The sequence below is a fragment of the Pseudomonas sp. PMCC200344 genome, assembly GCF_030053095.1.
GTDB lineage: Bacteria > Pseudomonadota > Gammaproteobacteria > Pseudomonadales > Pseudomonadaceae > Aquipseudomonas > Aquipseudomonas svalbardensis.
The window spans coordinates 2,633,125-2,658,713 of sequence record NZ_CP125618.1 but is presented as its reverse complement, the minus strand read 5'-3'; the positions used below and the strand labels follow the sequence as shown (position 1 = coordinate 2,658,713).

General features: G+C 59.4%; 19 protein-coding genes. 7 read left to right on the top strand and 12 right to left on the bottom strand.

Features of this window, described 5'->3' with window-relative positions:
* The first annotated feature begins 10 nt into the window (after positions 1-10).
* Entirely contained in the window at positions 11-1,585 is a 1,575-nt protein-coding gene (locus QFW87_RS12025) for an ABC transporter ATP-binding protein (protein WP_283190596.1), read from the top strand.
* A gap of 2 nt (positions 1,586-1,587) precedes the next feature.
* On the opposite strand, the gene QFW87_RS12020 is transcribed toward QFW87_RS12025, so the two are convergent.
* The 4 genes from QFW87_RS12020 to QFW87_RS12005 form a co-directional block, all read right to left on the bottom strand.
* Entirely contained in the window at positions 1,588-2,919 is a 1,332-nt protein-coding gene (locus tag QFW87_RS12020) for a hypothetical protein (RefSeq protein WP_283190595.1), read from the bottom strand.
* 45 nt (positions 2,920-2,964) lie between these two features.
* Positions 2,965-4,245: a hypothetical protein gene (locus QFW87_RS12015; RefSeq protein WP_283190594.1), complete on the bottom strand. Its 1,281-nt coding sequence runs from the start codon at positions 4,243-4,245 to the stop codon at positions 2,965-2,967.
* 33 nt (positions 4,246-4,278) lie between these two features.
* Positions 4,279-5,220, bottom strand: coding sequence for a hypothetical protein (locus tag QFW87_RS12010; protein WP_283190593.1), 942 nt, complete (start codon positions 5,218-5,220; stop codon positions 4,279-4,281).
* Positions 5,221-5,293: 73 nt separating this feature from the next.
* Positions 5,294-9,271, bottom strand: coding sequence for a hypothetical protein (locus tag QFW87_RS12005; RefSeq protein WP_283190592.1), 3,978 nt, complete (start codon positions 9,269-9,271; stop codon positions 5,294-5,296).
* A gap of 269 nt (positions 9,272-9,540) precedes the next feature.
* Here QFW87_RS12005 and QFW87_RS12000 point away from each other — a divergent pair, with 269 nt between their 5' ends.
* From QFW87_RS12000 to QFW87_RS11985, 4 genes are all read left to right on the top strand, one after another.
* A complete protein-coding gene (locus QFW87_RS12000; protein WP_283190591.1) occupies positions 9,541-10,956 on the top strand; it encodes a sigma 54-interacting transcriptional regulator in 1,416 nt (471 codons plus the stop codon).
* A gap of 287 nt (positions 10,957-11,243) precedes the next feature.
* The gene (locus QFW87_RS11995) at positions 11,244-12,635 is read left to right on the top strand and encodes a GntP family permease (protein ID WP_283180456.1); all 1,392 of its coding nucleotides are present in this window, start codon (positions 11,244-11,246) and stop codon (positions 12,633-12,635) included.
* A gap of 7 nt (positions 12,636-12,642) precedes the next feature.
* Positions 12,643-13,416 (top strand): 3-hydroxybutyrate dehydrogenase, encoded by a 774-nt coding sequence (gene hbdH, locus QFW87_RS11990; RefSeq protein WP_283190590.1) that lies wholly within the window; start codon positions 12,643-12,645, stop codon positions 13,414-13,416.
* 81 nt (positions 13,417-13,497) lie between these two features.
* Complete coding sequence (locus QFW87_RS11985) at positions 13,498-15,453, top strand: acetoacetate--CoA ligase (protein WP_283190589.1); 1,956 nt, start codon at positions 13,498-13,500, stop codon at positions 15,451-15,453.
* A gap of 116 nt (positions 15,454-15,569) precedes the next feature.
* Here the strand turns inward: QFW87_RS11985 and QFW87_RS11980 are convergent, their stop codons facing one another.
* A complete protein-coding gene (locus tag QFW87_RS11980; RefSeq protein ID WP_283190588.1) occupies positions 15,570-16,679 on the bottom strand; it encodes a PilT/PilU family type 4a pilus ATPase in 1,110 nt (369 codons plus the stop codon).
* A gap of 120 nt (positions 16,680-16,799) precedes the next feature.
* Between QFW87_RS11980 and QFW87_RS11975 the strand changes: the two genes are divergently transcribed.
* The gene (locus tag QFW87_RS11975) at positions 16,800-19,337 is read left to right on the top strand and encodes a PAS domain S-box protein (protein ID WP_283190587.1); all 2,538 of its coding nucleotides are present in this window, start codon (positions 16,800-16,802) and stop codon (positions 19,335-19,337) included.
* A 65-nt stretch (positions 19,338-19,402) separates the two neighbouring features.
* The gene (locus tag QFW87_RS11970; RefSeq protein WP_007898282.1) at positions 19,403-19,678 is read left to right on the top strand and encodes a peptidylprolyl isomerase; all 276 of its coding nucleotides are present in this window, start codon (positions 19,403-19,405) and stop codon (positions 19,676-19,678) included.
* Positions 19,679-19,689: 11 nt separating this feature from the next.
* Here the strand turns inward: QFW87_RS11970 and QFW87_RS11965 are convergent, their stop codons facing one another.
* The 7 genes from QFW87_RS11965 to QFW87_RS11935 form a co-directional block, all read right to left on the bottom strand.
* Positions 19,690-20,625, bottom strand: a complete 936-nt coding sequence (locus tag QFW87_RS11965) for a sugar kinase (protein ID WP_283190586.1) — start codon at positions 20,623-20,625, stop codon at positions 19,690-19,692.
* A 130-nt stretch (positions 20,626-20,755) separates the two neighbouring features.
* Positions 20,756-21,973, bottom strand: a complete 1,218-nt coding sequence (locus QFW87_RS11960) for an amino acid deaminase (RefSeq protein ID WP_283190585.1) — start codon at positions 21,971-21,973, stop codon at positions 20,756-20,758.
* A 39-nt stretch (positions 21,974-22,012) separates the two neighbouring features.
* Positions 22,013-22,777 (bottom strand): IclR family transcriptional regulator, encoded by a 765-nt coding sequence (locus QFW87_RS11955; protein ID WP_283180463.1) that lies wholly within the window; start codon positions 22,775-22,777, stop codon positions 22,013-22,015.
* Between the two features lie 226 nt (positions 22,778-23,003).
* Positions 23,004-23,393, bottom strand: a complete 390-nt coding sequence (locus tag QFW87_RS11950) for a RidA family protein (protein ID WP_038982964.1) — start codon at positions 23,391-23,393, stop codon at positions 23,004-23,006.
* Between the two features lie 30 nt (positions 23,394-23,423).
* Complete coding sequence (locus QFW87_RS11945) at positions 23,424-24,230, bottom strand: amino acid ABC transporter ATP-binding protein (RefSeq protein ID WP_283190584.1); 807 nt, start codon at positions 24,228-24,230, stop codon at positions 23,424-23,426.
* Positions 24,227-24,889, bottom strand: coding sequence for an amino acid ABC transporter permease (locus QFW87_RS11940; protein ID WP_283190583.1), 663 nt, complete (start codon positions 24,887-24,889; stop codon positions 24,227-24,229). Before QFW87_RS11940 ends, QFW87_RS11945 begins: the two co-directional genes overlap by 4 nt.
* Positions 24,890-24,898: 9 nt before the next feature.
* On the bottom strand, positions 24,899-25,561 hold the full coding sequence (locus QFW87_RS11935) for an amino acid ABC transporter permease (RefSeq protein WP_283180466.1): 663 nt from the start codon (positions 25,559-25,561) through the stop codon (positions 24,899-24,901).
* Positions 25,562-25,589 lie beyond the last annotated feature (28 nt).

The window sequence follows — 25,589 nt, the reverse complement described above, 5'->3', positions numbered from 1 at the left end:
GACTACTGATATGAGTAACAACCTGATCGAAATCCGTGACCTGCGCGTCGCCTTCAGTGGCCAGACCGTGGTGCGCAATCTGTGCCTGGACATCCGCCCTGGCGAATGCCTGGCGCTGGTGGGCGAGTCGGGCTGCGGCAAATCGGTGACCGCTCACTCGATCCTGCAACTGCTGCCCGAGACCGGCACCGAAACCACGGGCAGTATTCGCTACCGTGGCCGGGAGCTGGTCGGCGCCCCGGCCAAGGTGTTGCGAGAACTGCGGGGTAACCGCATCGCGATGATCTTCCAGGAGCCCATGACCTCGCTCAACCCATTGCACAGCATTGAAAAGCAGATCGGCGAAACCCTGCTGCTGCATAAGGGCCTGGCCGGTAAAGCGGCGCAAGCGCGGATACTCGAGTTGCTGCATCTGGTCGGCATTCAGAAACCCAAAGAGCGGCTTAAGGCCTATCCCCATCAATTGTCCGGCGGCCAGCGGCAACGGGTGATGATCGCCATGGCCCTGGCCTGCGAACCGGAGTTGCTGATCGCCGACGAACCGACCACCGCGCTGGACGTGACAGTGCAGCGCAAGATCCTGCTGCTGCTCAAATCCCTGCAACAGCGTCTCGGCATGTCGCTGCTGCTGATCAGCCACGACCTCAATCTGGTGCGCAGCATTGCCCAACGAGTCTGCGTGATGAAGGCCGGGGAAATCGTCGAGCAGGCACCTTGCGAAACGCTGTTTACCGAACCGAAACATCCTTACAGCTGCGTCTTGCTGAATGCCGAACCGGAAGGTGAAGCGCTGCCCCGGGACGAGCGCGAGAACGTGCTTGAGGTAAATGACTTGCGGGTGCAGTTCGCCCTCAGTGGCGGGCTGTTTCAGCGCAAGACCTACCTGAAGGCCGTGGACGGCATCAGCCTCAACATTCAGCGCGGCAAGACGCTGGGCATTGTGGGCGAATCCGGTTCAGGCAAGTCGACGCTGGGTCAGGCAATCCTGCGCCTGCTCGATTCCGAAGGCAGCATTCGCTTTCAGGGTGCAGCGCTGGACGGCCTGACGCAAAAACAGCTGCGGCCGTGGCGCAAGAAAATGCAGGTGGTGTTCCAGGACCCGTTCGGCAGCCTCAGCCCGCGGATGTCCGTGGCGCAGATCATCAGTGAAGGCCTTGAGGTGCATAGCCAGTTGACGGCTGACGAATGCAAAGCCGAGGTAATTCGGGCGCTGGAGGAAGTCGGCCTCGACCCGCAAAGTCGCCATCGCTACCCGCACGAGTTTTCTGGCGGCCAACGCCAACGCATCGCCATCGCCCGGGCGCTGGTGCTGAAACCGGCGCTGATCCTGCTGGACGAACCGACCTCGGCACTGGATCGCACGGTGCAAAAACAAGTGGTCGCCCTGCTCCGCCAGCTTCAGGAAAAACATGGCCTGACCTACCTGTTCATCAGCCACGACCTGGCGGTGGTCCGCGCCCTGGCTCACGACATGATCGTGATCAAGGACGGAAAAGTCGTGGAAAGCGGTGCCAGCCACGACGTGTTCGATTCGCCGCAGCATCCGTATACCAAGGAGCTGTTGGCGGCGGCGCATCCACGGTAGGCCTACTGCACGCCCTGCTCCAGAGGGTTGAAGACAAACACCTGCCCTGCGGCGGCACCGAGCGTCGCGCGCAGGATCGGTATATAGCGACCGGTCACCTGAAAATAGTCCTTCTGATCATATTGAGCGCCACTCAAACCACCTCCCGGAACAAGCGCCTGCACGTTCCAGAAGAAGGCTTCAATGGGCAGTTGCGTCGGATTATTCTGCGGCCACGCAGCGACCATGAATTCGTTCCAGCCGTAAAAGTCCCCGCGATTCTGGCGCACATCGATACTCAGTTGAAATTGCTGTGGATCCAGATCAAATGCACACGAACCGTTGACGCGAGCACTGTACCTAGCCACCCACGCCTGGACACTTGTCACCCCCAACTCACTGCAAAGTCCGCCGTGCGTCCTGCAAACATCTGCACTGCCACCGGTGCCGGCGTCATAGGGGTAGGCACAGCGTAAACGCATGGGATTTCCGGTGGGAGCAGCCTGCTCACGAATGACAAACCCCTGGGATTTGTAGAATCTGCTTACACCGGCGTCGGCTCGTAGATAGCTGAACGATGCACCATTGCCGCGTACCGATCCCGGACTCGGATTCCACGAATGAAACGCCGTCGACTGATCCGTCGTCCGGATCAGTACACCATTGCAATAATACGCCGCACGCCCATCCCGACAGACCGGCGCTGTATCGGCATACCGCGCGTTCAATCGCGCAGCCACTTGATAACCGACATACAGTTGATCTGCCTGGTTGAACCCGAACAGGGTTTGTTGCACATCATCACGCTGCAGTCGCAGGATCGGTAGCCACTCTCCCGCGGCCTGAAAGTAGGCCAATTGGTCTTTTTGAGCTGCGCGAAGCGTACCTGTGACACCCAAGTTGTAGAACAGCGCCTTCAACGGTATTCGAGTCGGTGCCGCTTCATCCCAAATCTTGACCAATGCTTGCGCATCCGGGGCTGCGGCGTTGACCTCAAGTTCTTTGCCTATGCCAATGGCCGTGAACACATCCTCCAGCACAAATCCGTTGGGCAGACCTGTCTCGACCGAAACCCGATCCAGCCGCAAGTAATCAAATCGCTCCACACCAGAGGAGACGGCCTCGGCACTCAGTTTCCAGAAGGCTACGCTCGCTGGATTCTGCGAACGACGAACCAGCACTCCGCTACAAAAGTACACGGGTGTGGCACCAGCACAGACATCAGATGTCAGCCGATAACGGGCATTGAGCAGTTGTGCGACTTCCGGCCCGGTGACCGCCCACGCACTCTGAGCAGTGAACAGAATCATTAACAGCCAGGCGAAACGCATTGCGATCCCTTGTCTGAAACTCATGACGGTCCCTCCCTGGAAATACTCGTTGAGGATGATGCTCCGGGCCTACGGCGCACCCTGATCCGAAGGCTCGTACGAAAAAGGAATGCCATTGGCTGCATTGAGCGCGACACGGACAACCGGGACCGTGCGAGTCGTTTGTTGATAGAAATCACGCTGGATGAACTGGGCGTCCTGCAGCCCCGCAGTGCCGGCCACCACAAAAATCGCTTCGAGCGGCAACTGCCCAGGAATGTTCTGCGGCCAGGCGGCGATGATGATTTCGTTCCAGGCCGGATTGCGGTTGCGCACGTCGATGCTCAACTGAACCTGTGGGGGTGTGACGTTGAAGGCACACGTGCCGCCCTGCGCTCGATAGGCGGCCACCGTGGTCACACCGAGCACGTCGCAATAGATGCGGCAGCTGTTGGGAATCCCGCTGGTACCGGCATTGGTGGGGTAAATGCAACGCAATGCGGCGTCATAGGGCGTCGGTGCCGACGACTCCTTGAAGATCAATCCCTGATTACCGGCGATCTGCACCATCCCGACATCAGCTCTTGCCCAAGAAAACGACACCCCATTGCGGCCTACCGAGTTGGGGCTGGGATTCCAGGCATGAAACTGCGTCGACGCGGCCGTACCGCGAATCAACACACCGTTGCAGTAAAAGGCTGCACGCCCATCTCGACACGTAACGGCAGTATCGCGATACCGCGCGTTCAAGCGGGCTGCCACTTGATAGCCCGCATACAGTTGATCCTGCTGGTTAAAGCCGAAAACCTGTTGACTTGCGTCTCTGAGGTCCAGGCGTAGGATGGGCAACCACGTACCCGTCGACTGAAAAAAATCACGTTGATCGCGCTGTGCCGCCAGCAAGCTCGTGGGCCAGCTGCGGTCGTAAAACAACCCCTCGACCGGTATCGATTGCGGCGCCTGCTCGCTCCAGTTTCTGACCCGCACTTCCGCGCTCAAGTCCGGCTGCGAGACCTCCAGTGTTTTACCCAGCCCCAGCGCCGTAAATTTATCGGTGAACACATAGCCGTTTTGCAACAAGGATGGATCCCGAGCGATGTCTTTGCGCAGATAGGCAAATCGCTCGAACCCGGCACCAATCGCTTCGGAGCTGAGCATCCAGAACGGACGTCCCGGTCTTGTTTGTGAACCCCGCACCATCACGCCACTGCAGTGGTAGGGATCGGTGTCGCCCGAACACCTTGGGTTGTCGATTGCATAACGACTGTTAAGGATCTGCGCGACTTCCGGGCCGGTGACGGCCCAGGCCAACCCGCCAAATTGCAGGCAAAGCAATAGCGTGCTGTTGACCAGCAGACGATAAACGTTCATGGAATCCCTCCCGGAGCTACGCCCGGCGCAAACTCAACTCATCGAAACACCCAATACCTGATGAAACTCACTCAGGTCGGCGGAGGTGGGATTAGGGTCCAGTGGGTCGTTCACCGGTTTGTCCAGATCAACGATCCAGGCGGTATTGGCGCCGTTGGTTTCACCGGTCCAGAACGGATAAGGCAAACGTCCGAAGTAATCAGTCCGCGAACCGGCATTGGCGCTGTAAATGTTCAGCAACTGTCGCAGTTGAGCCAAGGAAGGCGGTTGCAACCCGGCAACCGAACAGGCATCGCGCATACCCGTCCAGTTGGCGGTAGCCGTCAGGAAATGCAACTGACCAATGCCTCTGACATTCAGCTGATATTTTTTGGTCTGACCCACGCTATCGGTAGCGCTGATCAGGCAAGTACCATTGCCAGTGGCCGTAACTTCTGCCTGCTGATCCACCACCCTGGCAACCTTGGCATCGCTGGTGCTGTAGTCATATGGGCCGACGCCCCATGTCGCCTCCCGGGTAAACCGGCTGAAGGCCGGCGGATCCACGGGCGGCTTGCCGGTCATCACCACGTAATTGGAGGTACTCAGATCCAGCGTGTGCTCGCCTTCAAAACCGGCCTTGATTTCCAGGTGCAGCTCCTGGGACGTGTGCAGCCGTTGATTACCGAACCAGACCTCGTATCTCACCCCTATGAAGCCGCCCAGGTATTGCGCAAACACGCTCGAGTCGACAAGGAAGAAAGGCGGGTTGGCACCCTGATTCGCCCTGATTTTGATCTTGTCGATCAGCTTTTGCGGGGTGCCCTGCGGGGTGATGTACAGATGAATTTCATCGTTGGACTTCATCCCGGCATACACGCGCAGGCGTACGGCTGTTCTCGGCTCCAGCGCCTGCGGATCGAGGGTGCCATCAAGTACACCGTCAACTGTCGGTTCGGGAAGCGTTGCCAGAACACCAGTGTTTTCTTCGAGCATTTCAGTCACCTCAGAGTCGATCAGACACTCGGCGCCCTCACGAGGCGTCGAGTGTCGAGCAGTTCGAATGGTTTTATTGAGACTCGGCTGTCTCGTTCGCTTCGACGTTTACTGCATCCATTGCCGAAGCAGTGCCGTCGATATAGGAGACGAAGCCGTTAAGGCCGGCAGCGCCACCGATGCCGGTCGCTTGCCCCCACGTGACCACGCGCTTGTCGGATGTCAGCGCGATGAACCCGTGCGAGTTGGTGTAAATGGCGACGACGTTAACCAGTTGTGCGGCGACCGGTGAGGTATCACCGCCGAGCGTTGCGTTGCCCCACGCAAAGACACGTCCGTCAGCACATAGCACCGCAAAGGCATGAGAGGTTCCGACTACCTGGATGGCGTTGGTGAGCGCAGCGATCTGCGCTGGCACGTCACCCGCTGGCGCTGTTCCCCAGGCAGCCACGCGGTTGTTTTCAGTGATTCCTGCGAACGCATGCCAAGTGGAGGCAACATCGACAAAACGCAGTGCGGCGATTCCGGGAAAGGCATTGAGATTGCCCCCGTAGCCGGCCTCACCCCAGGCAACGACATTCTTTGCGCTGGTGAGTGCCACAAAGGCACGTGCATTGGCGCAGCAAAGCCTTTGGATATCGGTGCGGTTGGCGATTTCGGCAGGAAGCGTGCCGCCGAAGCCTGCAACGCCGAACGCGAACAGCCGTTTCGTCTGGGTGATACCCGCGAATGCCTGATAGGAACAGATGATTCGCTCTACGTTATTGACGCCAGGAACCGGACTGGCCACAACGCCATGGCCCCAAGCTGTGATGCTGCCATCCATCCGCTCGGCACAGAACGCCAGGCCACCGTTGAACACACGCTTGATATTACTCAGTCCGCCCGCGGGCAGCGTGCCACCGTACGATGCATTGCCCCAGCACCGCACCTCACCGGTAGTGGTCAGCCCGAAAAATGCGTAACTGTTGCTGGCGAGGGTTTTGAATCCGTTAGGGTTGACCGCGCCCATATTGCCGCCACTGCCCGCTTCGCCGAACGGCAGCGCAACACCCTCTCTGCTAAGTGCTACAAACGCACCGCCGGAACAAAATACGCCCTGCAAATTCTCCAGGATCAGATACACCGGAGGAATGTTGCCACCGTAGGAGGCATTGCCGAATCCGGCGAGATCACGTCCACCCAAGCCGCCCCCGCCTGACACTCGAGCGTCGCGCAGCACGACAACTGCTGCGGCGCCGCTGACGTTGGCGTCTACGCCGTTGCCACACACATTGACTGGATTGAGGGTCACTTGCTCGGTGGAGGAGCGTACTTGTAGTGACCGGGAGGAGTCGGTATCGATGAACTGGGTGCCGGCAATCCAGGCCGCATCGCCAACATATCGCCACTCCGACAACATCGGCTGGAGGGTCTGGGCATTCAATGCCCACATCAGGCACGGCGCACTGGAGGAACGATAGGTATTGGAGTTATGCCGCGCCCCCATGACCTTCAATTTGCCGGAACCGATCACGCGACGAACATCGAAGTTCTTGAAGCCTGATGGTTCATCCGCACCGTTTGCCTTGCGTTTGATGGTGTAACTCAGAGTAAAATTTGCGCCATTTTGCCGTTCGATGAAAGAGCGCGGAATTTTCATGATCAGCTCCCGCCCTTCATCAGTCTTGAAAACCGTCCTGATGATTGCGGGTGCACCGCTGGGCATCAGCGTAACAACGTCACCTTCCTTGAGTTGCGCGGTAATCCCGATCCGGGCGTTGGCCCCATCGGCAGGCACGTCGTCAGGGTTGATCTGATCGCGGTTGGGGCCCGTCGCTTCGCTGATCGCAGGCAGTGGCAGTACCGCGCGCTGCACGCTCAATACCAGCACATCGGAAGGCTGCTCGCCCCCGGCGTCGCGCTCCACCGAATAAGACACCCGGATACCCAGGTCCTGATTGGCCAGCACATACTTTTGAGGGACCTGATGGGTGAAGGGCTTTCCTTCACCATTGAACGAAATGGACTCCCCCCACTGATAGTCTCCGTCCTGTGCGTCGCCATCCCACTTCAACTTGATGTAATCGCCAAATTTAAGGTCGGCGTCATCAATGACCACCGACGCCCCTTTGCTGGCCGTGTCCCCCGGATTCAGAACACCTGCATCATTGGCCTCCAATACCTTCGGTACAGGCAATGGCTGCTTCGCACTTGCGCCAATCGCCACTAACGTATTGGCCCCGAAGCGCTCCGTGCCGGATCCATTGGTAGGTTCGACCGAGTAACCGATCGTCAGTTTGTAACCCACGTTTGCCTTGAGGAAGTCCAGGGGCAGGTAAAACGACACCGGGATATCGAGATCGCGATCATCGATGTCAATGGAGTCGTCGTTGCGCTGTGAATCCAGCGGATTATCCGACTGATACCACAGGTAAACGGTGTGACCCTTCATGTCCTGGAACGGTAGAACCTGAACCTCCGCGTCCGAGAAGGGAGGCAGTTGTTCGGGATCCAGTACCCCGTCCAGCTCATCCACCACGATGGCAGCCTGCAAGTCGGGCCTGGGTTCGCCGACCCGTACCGAGTGGCGCAAGGATTCGGCCGCCAATGGATCGTCCTTGCTGGTGCCCACCTTGTGATGCACCTCGAGCGGCCCGCCATCGATCTTCGACAGGAATGCCACGGACAGCGGAAACGTCATGTCGCGGGTGGCCTGCGAACTGCTGATACGCCGTCCGCTATCGAACAGGTGCACTACTCCACCCGGCGCAATGCCCATCGCGTAAAAGTGCAACCACGTTTGCGCGACTATCCCGGCATGGGGTGAAACGATGCCGGTCGCAGCTTTGGCAGGATCGACCACAACACCATTGATCGGAAGGATTTTCGGTGCCGGCAGGTTCACCGCGCGGCCCTTCAGCCACACGGTGGTTCGGCTCGAGCGCCGGGTATCGCCCGTGCTTTTTTCGGTCAGTTCATAGCGGAAATAAATGTGCTCTCTGGCCAACTGCACAACCGTGACGTTGGGCATGAAAAAGCGCACGGTGCTGTTGATCTGGGTAACGGGTTTGGACTCGGTGAACACCACAGTCTCAACGCCACTCTTGATGCTGGAGACCGACAGCTTGACAGTATCTCCCAGGTCGAAGGTAACCGGGCGCGTGACCACGTCCACCTGAATATTCTTGCTGCCCAGCGTGGCGAGGTCATAAAACAATTCGCCTGTATCCGGATCGACTTGCACCGCATCCAGAATCACCGGACGCAACAGATCCGGAGTCACCTCGGCATACACCGAAATACGCAATGACCAGTCACTGGTAAGGTTATGCACTTGATCGCGTGGGCGATAAATAAAGATGTGATCGCCGTTGCCGGCTTTCATGATGACTTCCGGCAGTATTTTGCCCCGGATTTCCTTGCCAACCTGCTCGGGCAGCACGGTGGTGTAAAAGAAGACCCCACCGTAACTCACGCTAATTACGTCAAATTGACGCATGTTCAGATAAGCAGGAATGGCGAATTGCACCCCTTCAGCCGACTCCGCCAGTTCTCTGGTGATTCCCCCGGCAGGCACATTGAGCAACTTTGGCGCCAGCAACCGGTAGTGCCCGGGACGATCCGGCTCCGGATCCGTGCCGCCCGGCATCAAAAAACGGACGAAAACTTCAAGCGGTGTGGAGTCCCCAACGTTCTGGCTGTTGCGCATCACCTCATGCCGGAAAAACTGGAAGCCCTGTTTGAGCCGGTGCCCCGGCAAGAATACGTGGGAGGTTTTACTTTCCTGACCCGCCGCCAGATTGAATGACAGCAATGCGATCGGATCCAGACTGGAGTAAATGCGGATGTTGTCTCCCTCTGTAGCCCCCAGATACGGCAGTACATCAACCAGTAAGCCCTCGGCATTGGAGGTGCACATGCTACGGTTGACGCCAACCCGATTCTCGTTGGGCGTTCCGTCAGCATCATGGATTTGCGGAATCTGCCCCGGAATGTACAACGGCGACAGCGCCAGAATGTTCCCGGCCTTTACCAGAATCTCGTCCGGCAATAACTCTTCCGTAGTCATATGAAGTCTCCTTCGTGCGGTATGGCGCTGGATCGAGCGTACGTATCGGCGCCGGGTGCACCCATTTGGCAGCGCGAATGAATCGGGCACAACTGTCAGAAATTACAGGTAGGCGCCATATCCGACGAACGGCTACACACCATTTTTCACCGTTGCATCTCAGCAATGACCTTCGGCAGATGCCGATATAACGATCCACCGGCATAATGGCCGCCGGCATCCGAGGCATCCGAAAATGCCGGCACAGCTCATCCATTTGGGAACAAAAGATGAACACCACCGAAAGCCTCAAGGACTACCAGCGCGTTCGCCTGCTGGCCATCCGTTCGTTGTTCGAGATCATCGAGCAGTCCAGCGAAGGCACGGTGATTGTCGACCGCGATGCCAACATCGTCTGGATGAACGAGCGCTACGCACGGCGCTTTGGCCTGGAATCGGCGGAAGTGGCGATCGGCAAGGCCTGCGAAAGCGTGATCCCCGGCAGTCTGTTGCGCGAGGTGGTGCGCACTGGTCGGCCGATTTTGCTCGATATGCAGGACACCCCCAAAGAACCATTGGTGGTGATGCGCCTGCCGATTCATGACGACGCCGGCGTGGTGATCGGCGCCATCGGGTTTGCGCTGTTCGATGAATTACGCAGCCTCTCGCCGATGCTCAAGCGCTACATGAGCATGCAGGAAGAACTGGCCTCCACCCGCTCGCTGCTGCGAGCGCGGCAGACCAAGTACAACTTCGCACACTTTATCGGCACCAGCGCCGCCAGCCTCGAAGTCAAACGCCGCGCTCGACGCAGTGCCAGCGCCGAGTCCCCGGTGTTGCTGCTCGGTGAAACCGGCACCGGCAAAGAGCTGCTGGCTCAGGCGATCCACAGCGCTTCGCCGCGCGCACACAAGGCCTTTGTCAGCATCAACAGCGCGGCGATTCCCGAATCGTTGCTGGAAGCGGAATTCTTCGGCACCGCGCCCGGCGCGTTTACCGGCGCCGATCGCAAGGGCCGCGCCGGCAAGTTGCAAATTGCCCAGGGCGGCACCCTGTTTCTCGATGAAATCGGCGACATGCCGTTGCCACTGCAAAGCAAACTGCTGCGGGTACTGCAGGAGAAAGAATTCGAGCCGGTGGGTTCCAACGAAGTGATCCAGAGCGATGTGCGGGTGATTGCCGCGACCTCCACGGATTTGGATGCCGCGATCAAACGCGGTGAATTTCGCGCCGATCTGTATTACCGCCTCAACGTGCTGCCGATCCAGGTCCCACCGCTGCGTGATCGACTCGACGATCTCCCGGCTCTCAGTGAAGCCATTCTGGAAGAACTGCGCAGTCAACACGAATTGAACCGCGAAGCCTTGGACCTGCTGGGTCAACATGCCTGGCCGGGGAATATTCGTGAACTGCGCAACGTGCTGGAGCGGGCAGCATTGCTCAGTGATGACTTGATGCTGAATGCCGCAGATATCCGCGCGGCGATTGGTACGCTCACACCGGTAGCGCGTGCGGCGCCTGTAACGATTGAGCCGGTTGCGCATGAGACTTTCAGTGAGGCTCGGGAGCGGTTTGATCGACAGTTGATTGAAGCTGCCCTCGCGCAATGTGGCGGGAAGGTTGTTGAAGCGGCGGCGCGGTTGGGCTTGGGGCGGTCAACTTTGTATAAGAAGATGGTGGCGTTGGGGATTGTAGAGTCTCCGTAATGAGACACGAATCTCCATCGATAGACAGACCTTCGCGAGCAGGCTCGCTCCCACTCCTGATCGCATTTCTACAGGGTGGACACTCAACCTGTGGGAGCGAGCCTGCTCGCGAAAAGGCCTTCAAAATTGACATATATCTCAAAATAGAGACGAAAACCTCAAGCACGCCATGAAAATCTGAAAAATATCCATACATTTCAATGCCTTAACCTTCTGGCACGAAACTCGCTAAAGCCCTCTCCCACCAAGATCCACCCTAAAAAAAATAACAATCCAGGAGACACACCATGAGTGTGATCATTGCCTTGGCAGCTCTCACGCTGCTAATGCTCGCGGCTTACCGTGGCTACAGCGTTATCCTCTTTGCCCCGATTGCCGCCCTCGGCGCCGTACTGCTCACCGACCCTTCCGCCGTCGCCCCCGCGTTCACCGGGGTGTTCATGGAGAAAATGGTCGGCTTCATCAAACTGTATTTCCCGGTGTTCCTGCTCGGTGCGGTGTTCGGCAAGCTGATCGAGCTGTCGGGCTTTTCGCGCTCCATCGTCGCAGCGGCGATTCGTCTCCTCGGCACGAGTCAGGCGATGCTGGTGATCGTACTGGTCTGCGCCCTGCTGACCTACGGCGGCGTGTCGCTGTTCGTGGTGGTGTTCGCGGTCTACCCGTTTGCCGCTGAAATGTTCCGCCAGAGCAATATTCCCAAGCGACTGATTCCGGCGACCATTGCCCTCGGCGCATTCTCGTTCACCATGGACGCCCTGCCCGGTACCCCGCAAATCCAGAACATCATCCCCAGCACCTTCTTCAACACCACCGCCTGGGCCGCGCCCTGGCTGGGCCTGATCGGCGCGATCTTCGTGGTCTGCGCCGGCATGCTGTTTCTGCAGCGCCAGCGCAACAAAGCGCAGCACGCCGGTGAAGGGTATGGCACCGATCTGCGCAACGAGCCGCAAACCGCTGCCGACATCAAACTGCCCAACCCATGGATCGCCGTGTCGCCGCTGCTGGCCGTCGGCATCATGAACCTGCTGTTCACTCAGTGGATTCCGCAGTGGTACGGCAAGACCCACAGCCTTGCGCTGCCGGGCATGGCCGCGCCGGTGACCACTGAAATCGCCAAACTCACGGCGATCTGGGCAGTTCAGGCAGCCTTGCTGGTCGGCATCATTATGGTGCTGGTATTCGGCTTCCAGGCGATTCGCGGCAAACTCGCCGAGGGCAGTAGAAGTGCGGTCAGCGGTTCGTTGCTGGCGGCGATGAACACCGCATCGGAGTACGGCTTTGGTGCGGTGATCGCCTCCTTGCCGGGCTTCCTGGTATTGGCCGACTGGCTCAAGAGCATTCCCAATCCGCTGGTCAACGAAGCGATTACCGTGACCTTGCTGGCCGGTATCACCGGTTCTGCATCGGGCGGTATGAGCATTGCTCTGGCGGCCATGGCCAATGACTTCATCGCAGCGGCCCACGCCGCCAACATCCCGCTGGAAGTGCTGCACCGGGTGGCCGCGATGGCCAGTGGCGGCATGGACACCCTGCCGCACAACGGCGCGGTGATTACCTTGCTGGCGGTCACCGGCCTGACCCACCGCGAAGCCTACAAAGACATTTTCTGTATTACGCTGATCAAGACCCTGGCGGTTTTTGTGGTGATCGGTACTTTCTACGCCACTGGCATTGTGTGAGGTATTCATGACGACTCTTTCGGGCAAGACTGCACTGGTCACCGGTTCCACCAGCGGCATCGGCCTGGGCATTGCCCTCAGCCTGGCCAAGGCTGGCGCCAATCTGATCCTCAACGGTTTCGGTGATGCGTCCAAAGTGATTGCCGAGGTCGAGCAATTCGGTAGCAAGGTCGGCCATCACCCGGCCGATGTCAGCGACCCGGCGCAGATCGCCGACATGATTGCCTACGCCGAGCGTGAGTTCGGCGGCGTGGACATCCTGGTCAACAACGCCGGTATTCAGCATGTGGCGCCGGTGGAAGAGTTCCCGGTGGAGCGCTGGGATTCGATCATTGCGATCAACCTGTCGTCGGTATTCCACAGCACCCGTTTGAGCCTGCCAGGCATGCGCGCCAAGGGTTGGGGACGGATCATCAATATCGCTTCGGTGCATGGCCAGGTCGGGTCGGTGGGCAAGGCGGCTTACGTGGCGGCCAAGCATGGCGTCATCGGTTTGACCAAGGTGGTAGGGCTGGAAACGGCCACCACCAATGTCACCTGCAACGCCATCTGCCCAGGTTGGGTGCTGACGCCACTGGTGCAGAAGCAGATTGATGACCGCATCGCCAAAGGGATCGACCCGCAGCAGGCGCAGCATGATTTGCTGGCCGAGAAGCAGCCTTCGCTGGAGTTTGTGACGCCGCCACAATTGGGCGAACTGGTGCTGTTTTTGTGCAGTGAGGCCGGTAGCCAGGTGCGTGGCGCGGCGTGGAATATTGATGGTGGGTGGTTGGCGCAGTAACCCCCTTGCACTGATAGTTCCTACGTCGAGGCGTCGAACCGTCCGCGTGGGAACGATCTGAACAACAAGAAGAGGCAAGCCATGTCCGACATCCTCTGGCAACCCAGCGCCAAGCGCATCGGCAAGACCCGCATGGAGGCCTTCCGGCGCTTCATCAATCAGCGACACAACCTCCACGTCGACGACTACCCTGCCCTGCATCAATGGTCCATCGATCAGCGTGAAGCGTTCTGGCAGGCCATCGTCGATTTCTTCGACATCCGTTTCCACGATCAACCGGACGCTGTGCTGGTTGAGGGCGCGCAAATGCCCAGCGCCCAATGGTTTCCCGGCGCCACCCTGAACTTCGCCGAACACCTGATGCGCCGTCGCGACGATGCCGTGGCGGTCATTGCCATCGGCGAGAACGGCCAGCGTGAACACCTGACCTGGGCAGAACTGGGCGAGCATGTCGCCGGGTTTCAGAACAGCTTGAAAGCCGCCGGTGTCAGCCTCGGTGACCGCGTCGCGGCGTGCATGCCCAATACCTGGCAAACCCTCGTGGCGATGCTCGGCACCACCAGTTTGGGAGCGATCTGGTCCTGCTCCTCACCGGACTTCGGCACCCAGGGCGTAATCGACCGTTTCGGCCAGATCGAGCCGACAGTGCTGATCACCTGCGCCGGTTACCGCTATGCCGGCAAGGACATCGACCAGACCGCCAAGGTCAATGAAATCCTCGAGCGCTTGCCGTCCTTGCAGCAGTTGATTGTCGTGCCTTACGCCCGACCGCAAGCGCGCATCGAACATTTCCACACCCGGGCCAACGTGACGCTCTGGGATGATTTCTACGACGCTGGCGGCGAGCCGGATTTCGTTGCCGTGCCCTTCGCTCATCCGCTGTACATCCTCTATTCCAGCGGCACCACCGGCGTACCGAAATGCATCATTCACAGCACGGGTGGTGTGTTGCTGCAACACGTCAAGGAACATGGCCTGCATTGCGATCTCGGTCCCGGCGACCGGTTGTTCTACTACACCACCTGCGGCTGGATGATGTGGAACTGGCTGGTCTCGGCGCTGGCCGTGGACAGCACGGTGGTGCTGTACGACGGCTCGCCATTTCATCCCGCCCCCGAGCGTCTGATCGACCTGATCGACGACGAATGCATCAGTGTCTTCGGCACCAGCCCCAAGTACCTTGCGACCCTGGAAAGCAACGGCGTCAAACCTCGCGAAAGCCATGACCTGAGCAGCCTCAAAACCCTGCTCTGCACCGGTTCCGCGTTGTCGCCGCAGAGTTACGACTACGTCTACCGCGACCTCAAGCCTGACCTTTGCCTGGCCTCGATGTCCGGCGGCACCGACATCGTTTCGTGTTTTGTGAACAGCAATCCGCTGCAGCCGGTACGCAGTGGCGAGATACAAGGCAAAAGCCTGGGCATGGCGGTGGAAGTCTGGAACGACAACGGCCAGCCGGTGATCGGCGAAAAAGGTGAGCTGGTGTGCACCCGGCACTTCCCGGCAATCCCCATCGGGTTTTGGAATGACCCTCAGCAGGAAAAGCTTCGTGCCTCGTATTTCAGTCAGTTCCCCGGCGTCTGGGCCCAAGGCGATTACGCGGAACAATTGCCCCATGGCGCGATGATGATCCACGGACGCTCCGACGCCGTGCTCAATCCCGGCGGCGTGCGCATCGGCACTGCGGAAATCTACCGTCAGGTGGAGAAAGTCCCACAGGTTCTGGACAGCGTGGCGATCGGTCAGCAATGGCAGGATGACGTGCGGGTGGTGCTATTCGTGCGATTGCGCGAGGGCATCGAACTGGACGAAGCGCTACAACAACAGATCCGCCAGGTTATCCGCGCCAACACCACACCGCGGCATGTGCCGGCGAAGATTGTCGCGGTGACTGATATACCGCGCACCATCAGCGGCAAGGTCGTTGAACTGGCGGTGAGGAATGTGGTGCATGGGCAGAAGGTCAAGAACACCGATGCACTGGCCAATCCCGAGGCGCTTGAGCAATTCCGAAACCGCCCCGAACTCAACGACTGAACGCCGGGAATCTACTGTGGGAGCGAGCCTGCTCGCGAAAGCGGTGTGTCAGTCGACATCAATATTGACTGACCCGGCGCCATCGCGAGCAGGCTCGCTCCCACATTCGATCTTTGTCAGTCCATGAGTCCCCATTCGCCCGGCGGCGCATGGGGACCCGGTGACGCTTCGGCGTGCAGCTTCAGCCGCAAGCGCAAGTTGTTCACCGAATCCGCATGCTTCAACGCTTCCTCCTCATTGATCGCCCCATCGACGACCAACGCGTAAAGCGCTCCGTCGAACGTCTGCATCCCCAGTTCTACAGACTTCTCCATAATCCCCTTGAGCTCGGATAACTCATTGCGCCGAATCAGGTCGCCGACGGTTGGCGTCCCGAGCATCACTTCCACCGCCGCCCGTCGCTGACCGTCACGGGTATGCACCAACCGCTGGGAAACGAATGCCTTGAGGTTGTTGCCCAGATCATGAAGCAGCTGCGTCCGGCGCTCCTCGGGAAAGAAGTTGATGATCCGGTCCAGCGCCTGATTGGCGTTGTGGGCATGCAGGGTGGAGATAACCAGATGACCGGTATCGGCAAACGCCAGCGCGTGCTCCATCGTCTCGCGGTCACGAATTTCGCCGATCAACACCACGTCCGGTGCCTGGCGCAAGGTATTTTTCAATGCGGCGTGAAAACTGCGGGTATCGACGCCGACCTCACGCTGGTTGATGATCGACTTCTTGTGCCGATGGATGTACTCGACCGGGTCTTCAATGGTGATGATGTGGCCACTGCTGTGGCGATTGCGGTAGTCGATCAATGCTGCCAGCGAGGTTGACTTACCCGAGTCGGTAGCGCCGACGAACAGCATCAATCCTTGTTTGAGCATCACAGTCTCGAGCAGCACCGGCGGCAGTTTGAGGTCTTCGAAACGCGGAATGTCGAGCTTGATGTTGCGCGCCACGACTGACACATCGTTGCGTTGTTTAAAGATATTGACCCGAAAGCGCCCGATACCGGTCAAAGAAATCGCCAGGTTCATCTCCAGCTCCCGATCGAACTCCAGACGCTGTTCGGCGTCCATGATGGACGCGGCAATGGCCGCGACTTCTCCCGGCTTGAATGGCTGATCGGCCAAGGGTCTAAGCACACCCTCGAACCGTGCGCTGGGTGGCGCACCGGTAGACAGATAAAGATCGGAGCCATTCTGGCTGGCCAGGAGCCTTAACAGTGCATCGATTTCCATGGCAAAAAGCACCCGCGAAGCATTCAATGAATAAAAATGACCCAAAACGGGTCATCCAGCGTCTACTGCGGTACAAGGATAGTTGACGCCGCCACACCGACTTAAGTGCAGGACATCTTGATGAACGCATCACCGACCGGCAGCGATGCCCAGGCCTTGATTGCCCGACTGGACTGGAGACGCAGCCCGCTGGGCGCTGCCAGTACCTGGCCGCAAAGCCTGAGAACCGCCGTGGATATCGTGATTCATTCGCCGATGCCCATGCTGTTGCTGTGGGGGCCGCAGCTCACGCAGATCTACAACGACGGCTTCGCCCTGCTGGCCGGCAGCAAGCATCCACACGCATTCGGACAGCCGACACACCTGATCTGGCCAGAGTTAAAAGACTTTACCGACCCCATTTACAGCGCCGTCCTACAAGGACAGGTACGGACCTACAGTGAACAGCGCTTCACCTTGCAGCGTAATGGCCATGATTCTGACTTCTGGCTGGACCTGACCTACAGCCCCATCCGCGATGAAAGCGCCCAGGTCGCCGGGATTCTGGTCACCGCCATCGAAACCAACGAACGCCGACGCATCGCCCTCGAACTCGAACAGCGCTCGGCCGCCAGCCTCAAGGCCCAGCACGAAACCGAGGAGCGCCTGCAACTGGCCCTCGCGGCCACCGACGCCGTCGGCACCTGGGACTGGGACATAAACGAAGACCGCTTCATTGCCGACACCCACTTCGCCCAGTTACACGGCATCGACCCGCTGCTCGCCAATCAGTTGCCCATCAGCGCCTACCTTCAGGGCGTGCATCCGGAAGACCGCGCCATGGTCGCCCGCAGCATCAAGCACTCCATCACCCACGGCACCGAGTACGCCGAGGAATATCGCCTTCTGCAAGCCGACGGTCAGCTGCGCTGGGTGTTTGCCCGGGGTCGTTGCTACAAGGACCACCATGGTCGGCCAATCCGCTTCCTCGGCGCCGCCCTGGACCTGACCGAACGTAAGCACACCGAGCAGGCCTTGCGGCAAAGTCAGACCGAGCTGCAACTGATCATCAACGCCATGCCGATCCTGATCAGCTACGTGGACAGCGAGGAACGCTTTCGCCTGAACAATGCGGCCTACCTCGATTGGTACGGGCTGACGCCTCAGGAGCTCTTTGGCAAAACCATCCGTGAAGTACTGGGTGAAGAAGCCTATGCCTTGCGCGCCGAATACATCGCCCAGGCGCTGTCCGGCAAGCCTTGTTGTTTCAGCATCCGCACCCCGCACCGTGACGGCAGCATCCGCCATGCCCTGATGAACTACTTGCCGCGCCACGGCGCGGATGGTGCGGTCAATGGTTTCTACATCTTTGTGATTGACGAAACCGAGCGCAAACAGACCGAAGAAGCCCTGCGCAATCTCAACGAAACGCTTGAGGAACGAGTCGCCGCCCGCACCCAGCAATTGGCTGAAGCCAACCAGCGACTGCAGAACGAGATGTTCGAACGCGAGCGCGCCGAAGAGGCGTTGCGGCATGCGCAGAAGATGGAAGCGCTCGGCCAGCTCACCGGCGGCATCGCCCATGACTTCAACAATATGCTCACCGGGATCATTGGCAGCCTCGATTTGATGCAGCGCTATATCGCCGACGGGCGCGCCGCCGAGGTGGGCCGTTTCACCGAGGCGGCAGTGTCCTCGGCCAACCGCGCCGCCGCCCTGACCCATCGCCTGCTGGCGTTTTCCCGGCGTCAGTCACTGGACCGCAAGCCGCTGAACGCCAATGATCTGATCCATTCCCTGGAAGATCTGCTCAGCCGGACCAAGGGCGACCACATCGAGCTCAAACTGCAATTGGCCGATGACGTCTGGCCGGTCAGCACCGACGTCAGCCAGCTGGAAAACGCCCTGCTCAATCTGGTGATCAACGCCCGGGACGCCATGCCCGATGGCGGCGAGTTGCGGATCGAAACCGCCAACGTTTATCTCGACAGCAGTGACATCAACACCCTGGAACCGGTCAAGGCCGGGGATTATCTGATGATTGCCGTCAGCGACAACGGTACCGGCATGACACCGTCGGTGCTGGCCAAAGCTTTCGACCCGTTCTTCACCACCAAACCCATCGGCCAGGGCACCGGTCTTGGGCTGTCGATGATCTATGGTTTTGCCCAGCAGTCGGGCGGTCACGTCAGCCTGTTCAGCTTGCCGGGCCAGGGCACCAGCGTTCGTCTGTACCTGCCGCGGCTGCACGCCGCAGAGCCCGAAAACATCCTGATGCCGGTCACCAGCGAGGCGCCGGCCGCGATCGCCGGTGAAACCGTGATGTTGGTGGAGGACGACCCGGCGGTGCGCATGCTGGTGCTCGACCTGCTCCACGAGCTGGGTTACCACGCCCATGAAGCCGAAGACGCGAAGACCGCCCTGCCCCTGCTGGAATCCGACCTGCGGGTCGATTTGCTGGTCACCGATGTCGGGCTGCCGGGGATGAACGGTCGGCAACTGGCGGAGATTGCGCGCCAGCACCGCCCCGAGCTCAAAGTGCTGTTCATGACCGGTTACGCGGAAAAAGCCGCCGAGCGCCAGGGCTTCCTGGAGGAAGGCATGGACATGGTGGCCAAGCCCTTTTCCATTGACCTGTTGGCCAACAAGATTCGCGCGATGATCGGTCAACCGGACTGAGTTAAGGCATAATCGCGCGCCCCCGCTGGCACCAACATAGCCACCACCGTTGCAAGGTACTGCCCATGAAAGCTCAAGCCCGCCATATTCTGGTGAAAACCTCGGAAGAAGCCGAACAGCTCAAACAACGCATCGCCAAGGGCGAAGCCTTCGATGTGCTGGCCAAGAAGTATTCCACCTGCCCGTCCGGCAAGCGCGGCGGCGACTTGGGTGAAGTGCGGCCCGGGCAGATGGTTGGAGTTATCGATGCCGTGATTTTCAAAAAACCTTTGCGCGTGGTGCACGGACCGATCAAGAGCAAGTTCGGCTATCACCTGGTGCAGGTGTTTTACCGGGATTAATGGATCGTGTTTCAGGTTCGGGGAATGAGGGCTCCAGGCACCTGAATCACCCGACTCGCCAATTGATGCCCCGCTTCGGCAGCCTCAACCGGGCTGCCTCCTTTCAGGCGACTGGCTAAATACGCCGCGCTAAATGAATCCCCCGCCGCCGTGGTGTCCACCACCCGCTCGACCACCTGCGCCGGCACTTCAAACGACTCTCCATCACAACGAATCAGACACGCCTCGGCGCCACGCTTGAGTACCACTTCAGGCGTGCCAATCTGCTCGTAAGCGGCAAACACCGCCTCGCAATCGGAAAAATGAAACAGCGCCTGTTCGTCATCGACAGTCAGCAATGCCAGATCGACATAGGGCAGAACGCTGCGATAGGCCGCCCGTGCGTCCTCGATCGACGCCCACAAACGTGGCCGGTAGTTGTTGTCGAACACGATCCGCGCATCCCGCTGCCGGGCTTCGACCAGGGTTTCCAGTAACTTCTCCCGACCTTGCACACCCAGTACCGCCAGGGTGATGCCACTGAAATACAGCACATCGTAATCCGGCAGTGCCGCCAGGATCGGCGCGGCGGCCGGGGTGGTGAAACAATCGCGGACTGCCGCCTCGTTGCGCCAGTAAAGAAAACGTCGCTCACCGGCAGCGTCAGTCTGGATGCAATACAAACCGGGCAATCGGCCGGGCAAGCGCTGGACCATACCGAGCCCGATGTTTTCGTCGGCCCAACTCTGGCACATGGCATCGCTGAAACTGTCGTCGCCCAGGGCAGTGACGTAATCCACCGTGCCGCCCTCGCCCAACTCCCGGGACAGGTAGACCGCCGTGTTCAAGGTATCGCCACCGAAACTCTGTTGCAGGCTGCCGTCGGCGCGTTGCTGCAACTCGATCATGCATTCGCCGATCAGGGCAATGCGCGGGGTGTTGGGGCCAAGGGTGCTGATGGTGTTCATTGTTCTTGGGCTCTCTGGTGTTTCTGTGTTGTCTGGTAGGGCCCTTTCGCGAACAGGCTCGCTCCCACAATGGAATGCGTCCCCTGTGGGAGCGAGCCTGCTCGCGAAGGCCGCGCTGCGGTCTCAAGCCTTAGAAACAGGTTTCCATGGTTTCGATGACGTTCAGTTGCTCATCCACCAGACACCCGATACGCCACTTGTCGAACGTCAGGCACGGATGCGAGGTACCAAAGGAAACAATGTCCCCCACCCGCAACTCAACCCCCGGCGCCACGGTCATGAACGCATGCTGGTCCATCACCGCCGTCACCTTGCAGGCGCTGACGTCATCGCCCATCGCCGGCACTACACCGGCCTTGTAGCGCATCAGCGGCACCGGCAACCCGGCGTCGTAGGCCACGTCGCGTTTACCCAGGGCGATCACCGCAAAACCCGGTTCCGGCAACGACTGCACGTGAGCCCAGACTTCCAGCGCCGGGCGCAGGCCTTCGTGCAAGTCGCTGCGGCGGTCGAGCACGCAGCATTGCGCTTCTTTATAGATGCCATGGTCGTGAGCCACATAGCTACCGGGACGCAGCACACTGAGGAAACGCCCACCGGCGTTCTGCGCTTCGAAGGACTCGGCGATCAGGTCATACCAGGCCGAACCCGACGCCGTGATGATCGGCTTGGGAATGGCGAACGCGCCGCTGTCCTGCAATTGCACGGCCAGACGCACCAAAGAATCAGCGAACGCACGGATGCCGCTCACAGCGTGATCGCCGTGAATCACCCCTTCGTATCCTTCGATCCCGGTCAGCGCCAACGCCGGTTGCGCCGCGATGGCCTTGGCCAGCGCGACCACTTCGTCTTCCGTGCGGCAACCGCAACGACCACCGACCACGCCGTACTCGATCATCACGTTCAAGCGCACACCGCGCGAGGCGAAATACGCGCCGAGGTCAGCGACGTTGTCCGGGTGATCGACCATGCAATGGAAGTCGAAAGCCGGATCAGCCATCAGATCGGCGATCAACGCCATGTTCGGCGTACCGACCAATTGGTTGGCCATCAGCACCCGATGCACGCCATGGGAGTAAGCCGCGCGGGTTTGCGTGGCGCTGGCCAGGGTGATGCCCCAGGCACCGGCGTCCAGTTGGCGCTGAAACAGCGCTGGGGTCATGCTGGTTTTACCGTGGGGCGCGAGCTCGGCTCCGCTGTTGCTGACAAACGCCTGCATCCAGCGAATGTTGTGTTCCAGTGCTTCGCGGTGCAGCACCAGCGCCGGCAGGCTGACGTCGCGCACCAGGTTGGCGCCAGTGTGGGCAAAGCCCTTTTCCACGGCGGCAGTATTTTTGGCAGAAGACATGGTCGAACTCCTCACATTCGCGGCCGCAGGCAGCCGCTGTTATTCACTGATGCGACGGGCCAGGCTGTTGGCACTGTCGATCAGCACCCGGCGGTAGTCGTTGTAATTGTTCTTGGCATCGGCCCTTGGGGCGACGATGCACAGGGTTGCAATGGCCACACCGTTCGGGTCTTTGACCGGGGCGGCGAAGCAATGGGTAAAGGTGTCCGCGACGCTATCGAAGGAGAAAAAGCCATCGATAGCGGCCTGACGGATTTCACCGAGAAACTGTTCAAGCGGCAGGCATTCACCGTTGGGCAGGATGAAGTCGTCGTGATCAATCAGATCGACGATTTCCTGGTCGCTCAAGTGCGCCAGCAGCAGGCGCCCGGAAGCGGTCCAGGGGATCGGCGCGTTCTCGCCGATGTCCGAGGAAATGCGGAAATGCCGCTCGCCCTCTTTCATCAAGGCCACGGTGTATTTTCGTCCGTTGAGCAGGCACATCTGCGCGGTTTCGCGGGTCTGGCTGACGATCTCCTGCAAGGCATGATCGGCCTCGCGGGTCAGGTCGAAATGGCGTAAATGCGCTTGCCCGAGGAAGTACAGCTGACGGCCGAGGTAGACGTGACCGTCCTTGCCCACGGCCTCCAGAATCCGTCGCTCCAGCAGGGAGGCAACCAATTCGTAGACCGTGGATTTCGGGCTGCCAATGCCGCTGGCAATTTCGTTCGGGCGCAGGGGCTTGCCGACTTCCTTGAGAAAATCGAGGATATCGAACGCCCGGTCCAGACCGCGAGCCCGGCGCTTGATGGTGTCTTCGGTCATGTCTGTGTTCCCATTCAAAGTCGCCGGGATATTAACTGGCCGAGATGGTGGTGTCAGTCAGATCCACCCCTCACCCCCCGCCCTCTCCCCAGAGGGGAGAGGGCGCCTGACCGTGTCGATACAGAAGTATGTGTTAAACCCCTTTACCTGCATCGATACATATCAGTCCCCTCTCCCTCCGGGAGAGGGTTAGGGTGAGGGATGGCCATCAAAACCACCGCAAATCTCAGGCCTTTTTCTTGTACGCGACGCAGTCAATCTCGACCTTGCAATCGACCATCATGTTCGCCTGCACACAGGCCCGGGCCGGTGCGTGTTCACTTTTGAAGTATTCGGAAAACACTTTGTTGAAACTCCAGAAATCCCGCGGGTCTTCCAGCCACACACCGGTGCGCACCACATCTTCCAGGCCATAACCGGCCTCTTCGAGAATCGCGATCAGGTTCTTCATGGTCTGGTGAGTCTGTTCGACGATGCCACCCACAATGATTTCGCCATCCAGCGCCGGTACTTGTCCGGACACATGCAGCCAGCCATCGGCTTCAACGGCGCGGGCGAAAGGACGGGGCTGGCCGCCACCGGCGGTGCTGCCGGTGCCGTAACGAGTAATGCTCATGAGTGTTTCTCCTGATTGAAAAGTGATAGGTCAAAAGCGCGTGTTCTTGAGAAATTCCGCCAGACGCGGTGATTGCGGGCGTTCGAACAGTTCCTTGGGTGGCCCCTGCTCTTCGATCCGCCCCTGATTCATGAAGACGATCTTGTCCGAGACTTCAAACGCAAAGCGCATTTCGTGGGTCACCAGCAGCATGGTCATGCCGTCCTCGGCCAGGCCTTTGATCACACTCAGTACTTCGCCTACCAGTTCCGGATCGAGGGCCGAAGTGACTTCGTCGAACAGCATCAGGCTCGGGTTCATCGCAATCGCACGGGCAATCGCCACACGCTGCTGCTGACCACCGGACAACTGACCGGGGAAGTGATCGCGGCGTTCCAGCAAGCCAACCCGCTCCAGCCATTTTTCCGCCAGGGCCACTGCTTCATCCTTGTGCAGCTTTTTGACCTTGAGCAGACCGAGGGTGACGTTCTGCAACGCCGTGAGGTGCGGAAACAGGTTGAACTGCTGGAACGCCATGCCCGTCATGGCCCGATGCCGGGCGATAACTTTTTCCGGGTGACGCACGCGCTTGCCGTTGATCTCGTCATAACCGATGGACTCGCCATCGAGCATGATCTGCCCGCCCTGGAACTCTTCGAGCATGTTCACGCAACGCAGCAGCGTGGTCTTGCCCGAGCCGCTGGAACCGATCAGCGTCACGACGTTGCCGCGCTGCATCGTCAGGTCGACGCCCTTGAGCACTTCGAGCTGGCCGTATTGTTTTTGCAGGCCGCGGATGTCCAGCAGGGCCTGATCGTTTTGAGCATCTTTTACGTTAGAGAGCGAAGGTTGAGTCATGGCAAGGCCACCCGCTTTTCAATGTGCCGGCCGAGTAATTCGATGGCGTAGTTGATGACGAAAAACAGAAATCCGGCGAACAGGTAAAACTCGAGGGTCATGAAGGTCCGGGCGATGATCTGCTGCGTACTGAGCAGCAACTCGGCGACACCGATCACCGACAGCAGCGTGGAGGCCTTGACGATCTCGGTGGACGAGTTGACCCAGGTCGGCAAGATCTGCCGCAACGCCTGAGGCAACAGCACGTAACCGAGTGCTTGATAAAACGTCAGGCCGATGGCCTTGCTCGCTTCCATCTGACCACTGGGCAGTGCTTGCAACGCGCCGCGCACAATCTCGGCGACGTGGGAGCCGCAAAACAGCGTCAGCCCCAATGCACCAGCCTGAAAGGCACTGATCTGCCAGCCCAGCGCCGGCGCCATATAGAAGCAGGCCAGCACCAATACAAACACGGGCGTGCCGCGAATGATGTCGACGTAAAACCGAAACGGTGCGCGCATCCAGAACTTGCCGTAGGTCAGCACCAGACCCGCGACGATGCCGAGCATCGTGCCCAACAAAATCGCCAGGGCCGAGACCTGCACACTGGTCATAAAGCCTTGCCACAGGACTTCCCGTGCCACCCATAACTCATGTAACCAACTGGGGGATTCGTACATGTGGGCCTCCTATCGGCGAATCGCCAGACGCTGCTCGAGGTAACGCAGCATCATGGCAATGAGGTAACAGGCCGCCACATAGAGTGCGGTGGTCACCATCCAGGTTTCAATCACCCGGTAGCTCTCGACATTGATCTTGCGCGCGTAATAGGTCAGCTCCGGCACGGCAATCGCCGCGGCCAGAGAGGTGTCCTTGAACAGCGAAATGAAGTTGTTCGACAAGGCCGGCAGTACATTGCGCAGCATCACCGGCACGGTGACGTACGCCTTGACCTGCCACTCGCCCAAACCGATCGCCAACCCCGCTTCGCGCTGGCCTTTGGGAATGCTCAACAGCCCGCCGCGGAACACTTCGGTCAGATAGGCCCCGGCATACAGCGACAGGGTGATGATGAACGACGGGATCTTGTCCAGACGGATCCCAAGACTGGGCAAGGCAAAGTAGATCAACAGAATCAACACCAGAATCGGCGTGTTACGGATCACCGTCACATACACCGACGCCAGCACCCGCAACGCGCGGTGCTTCGACAACAAAGCAAACGCCATCAGCAGGCCGATCACGCAGCCGATGGCGATCGACACCAGCGCCAGCTCAAGACCCAGACCGAGCCCCGCCAGCAAGTTGTCAAAATCGCGCCACACGGCGGCAAAATTCAACTGATAGTTCATGGTCAGCAGTACCTTGAACGGGGCGATC

Coding starts and splice junctions, on each gene's coding strand:
- QFW87_RS12025 (WP_283190596.1), top strand. CDS start 11: ATGAGTAACAACCTGATCGAAATCCGTGACCTGCGCGTCGCCTTCAGT.
- QFW87_RS12020 (WP_283190595.1), bottom strand. CDS start 2,919: ATGAGTTTCAGACAAGGGATCGCAATGCGTTTCGCCTGGCTGTTAATG.
- QFW87_RS12015 (WP_283190594.1), bottom strand. CDS start 4,245: ATGAACGTTTATCGTCTGCTGGTCAACAGCACGCTATTGCTTTGCCTG.
- QFW87_RS12010 (WP_283190593.1), bottom strand. CDS start 5,220: ATGCTCGAAGAAAACACTGGTGTTCTGGCAACGCTTCCCGAACCGACA.
- QFW87_RS12005 (WP_283190592.1), bottom strand. CDS start 9,271: ATGACTACGGAAGAGTTATTGCCGGACGAGATTCTGGTAAAGGCCGGG.
- QFW87_RS12000 (WP_283190591.1), top strand. CDS start 9,541: ATGAACACCACCGAAAGCCTCAAGGACTACCAGCGCGTTCGCCTGCTG.
- QFW87_RS11995 (WP_283180456.1), top strand. CDS start 11,244: ATGAGTGTGATCATTGCCTTGGCAGCTCTCACGCTGCTAATGCTCGCG.
- hbdH (WP_283190590.1), top strand. CDS start 12,643: ATGACGACTCTTTCGGGCAAGACTGCACTGGTCACCGGTTCCACCAGC.
- QFW87_RS11985 (WP_283190589.1), top strand. CDS start 13,498: ATGTCCGACATCCTCTGGCAACCCAGCGCCAAGCGCATCGGCAAGACC.
- QFW87_RS11980 (WP_283190588.1), bottom strand. CDS start 16,679: ATGGAAATCGATGCACTGTTAAGGCTCCTGGCCAGCCAGAATGGCTCC.
- QFW87_RS11975 (WP_283190587.1), top strand. CDS start 16,800: ATGAACGCATCACCGACCGGCAGCGATGCCCAGGCCTTGATTGCCCGA.
- QFW87_RS11970 (WP_007898282.1), top strand. CDS start 19,403: ATGAAAGCTCAAGCCCGCCATATTCTGGTGAAAACCTCGGAAGAAGCC.
- QFW87_RS11965 (WP_283190586.1), bottom strand. CDS start 20,625: ATGAACACCATCAGCACCCTTGGCCCCAACACCCCGCGCATTGCCCTG.
- QFW87_RS11960 (WP_283190585.1), bottom strand. CDS start 21,973: ATGTCTTCTGCCAAAAATACTGCCGCCGTGGAAAAGGGCTTTGCCCAC.
- QFW87_RS11955 (WP_283180463.1), bottom strand. CDS start 22,777: ATGACCGAAGACACCATCAAGCGCCGGGCTCGCGGTCTGGACCGGGCG.
- QFW87_RS11950 (WP_038982964.1), bottom strand. CDS start 23,393: ATGAGCATTACTCGTTACGGCACCGGCAGCACCGCCGGTGGCGGCCAG.
- QFW87_RS11945 (WP_283190584.1), bottom strand. CDS start 24,230: ATGACTCAACCTTCGCTCTCTAACGTAAAAGATGCTCAAAACGATCAG.
- QFW87_RS11940 (WP_283190583.1), bottom strand. CDS start 24,889: ATGTACGAATCCCCCAGTTGGTTACATGAGTTATGGGTGGCACGGGAA.
- QFW87_RS11935 (WP_283180466.1), bottom strand. CDS start 25,561: ATGAACTATCAGTTGAATTTTGCCGCCGTGTGGCGCGATTTTGACAAC.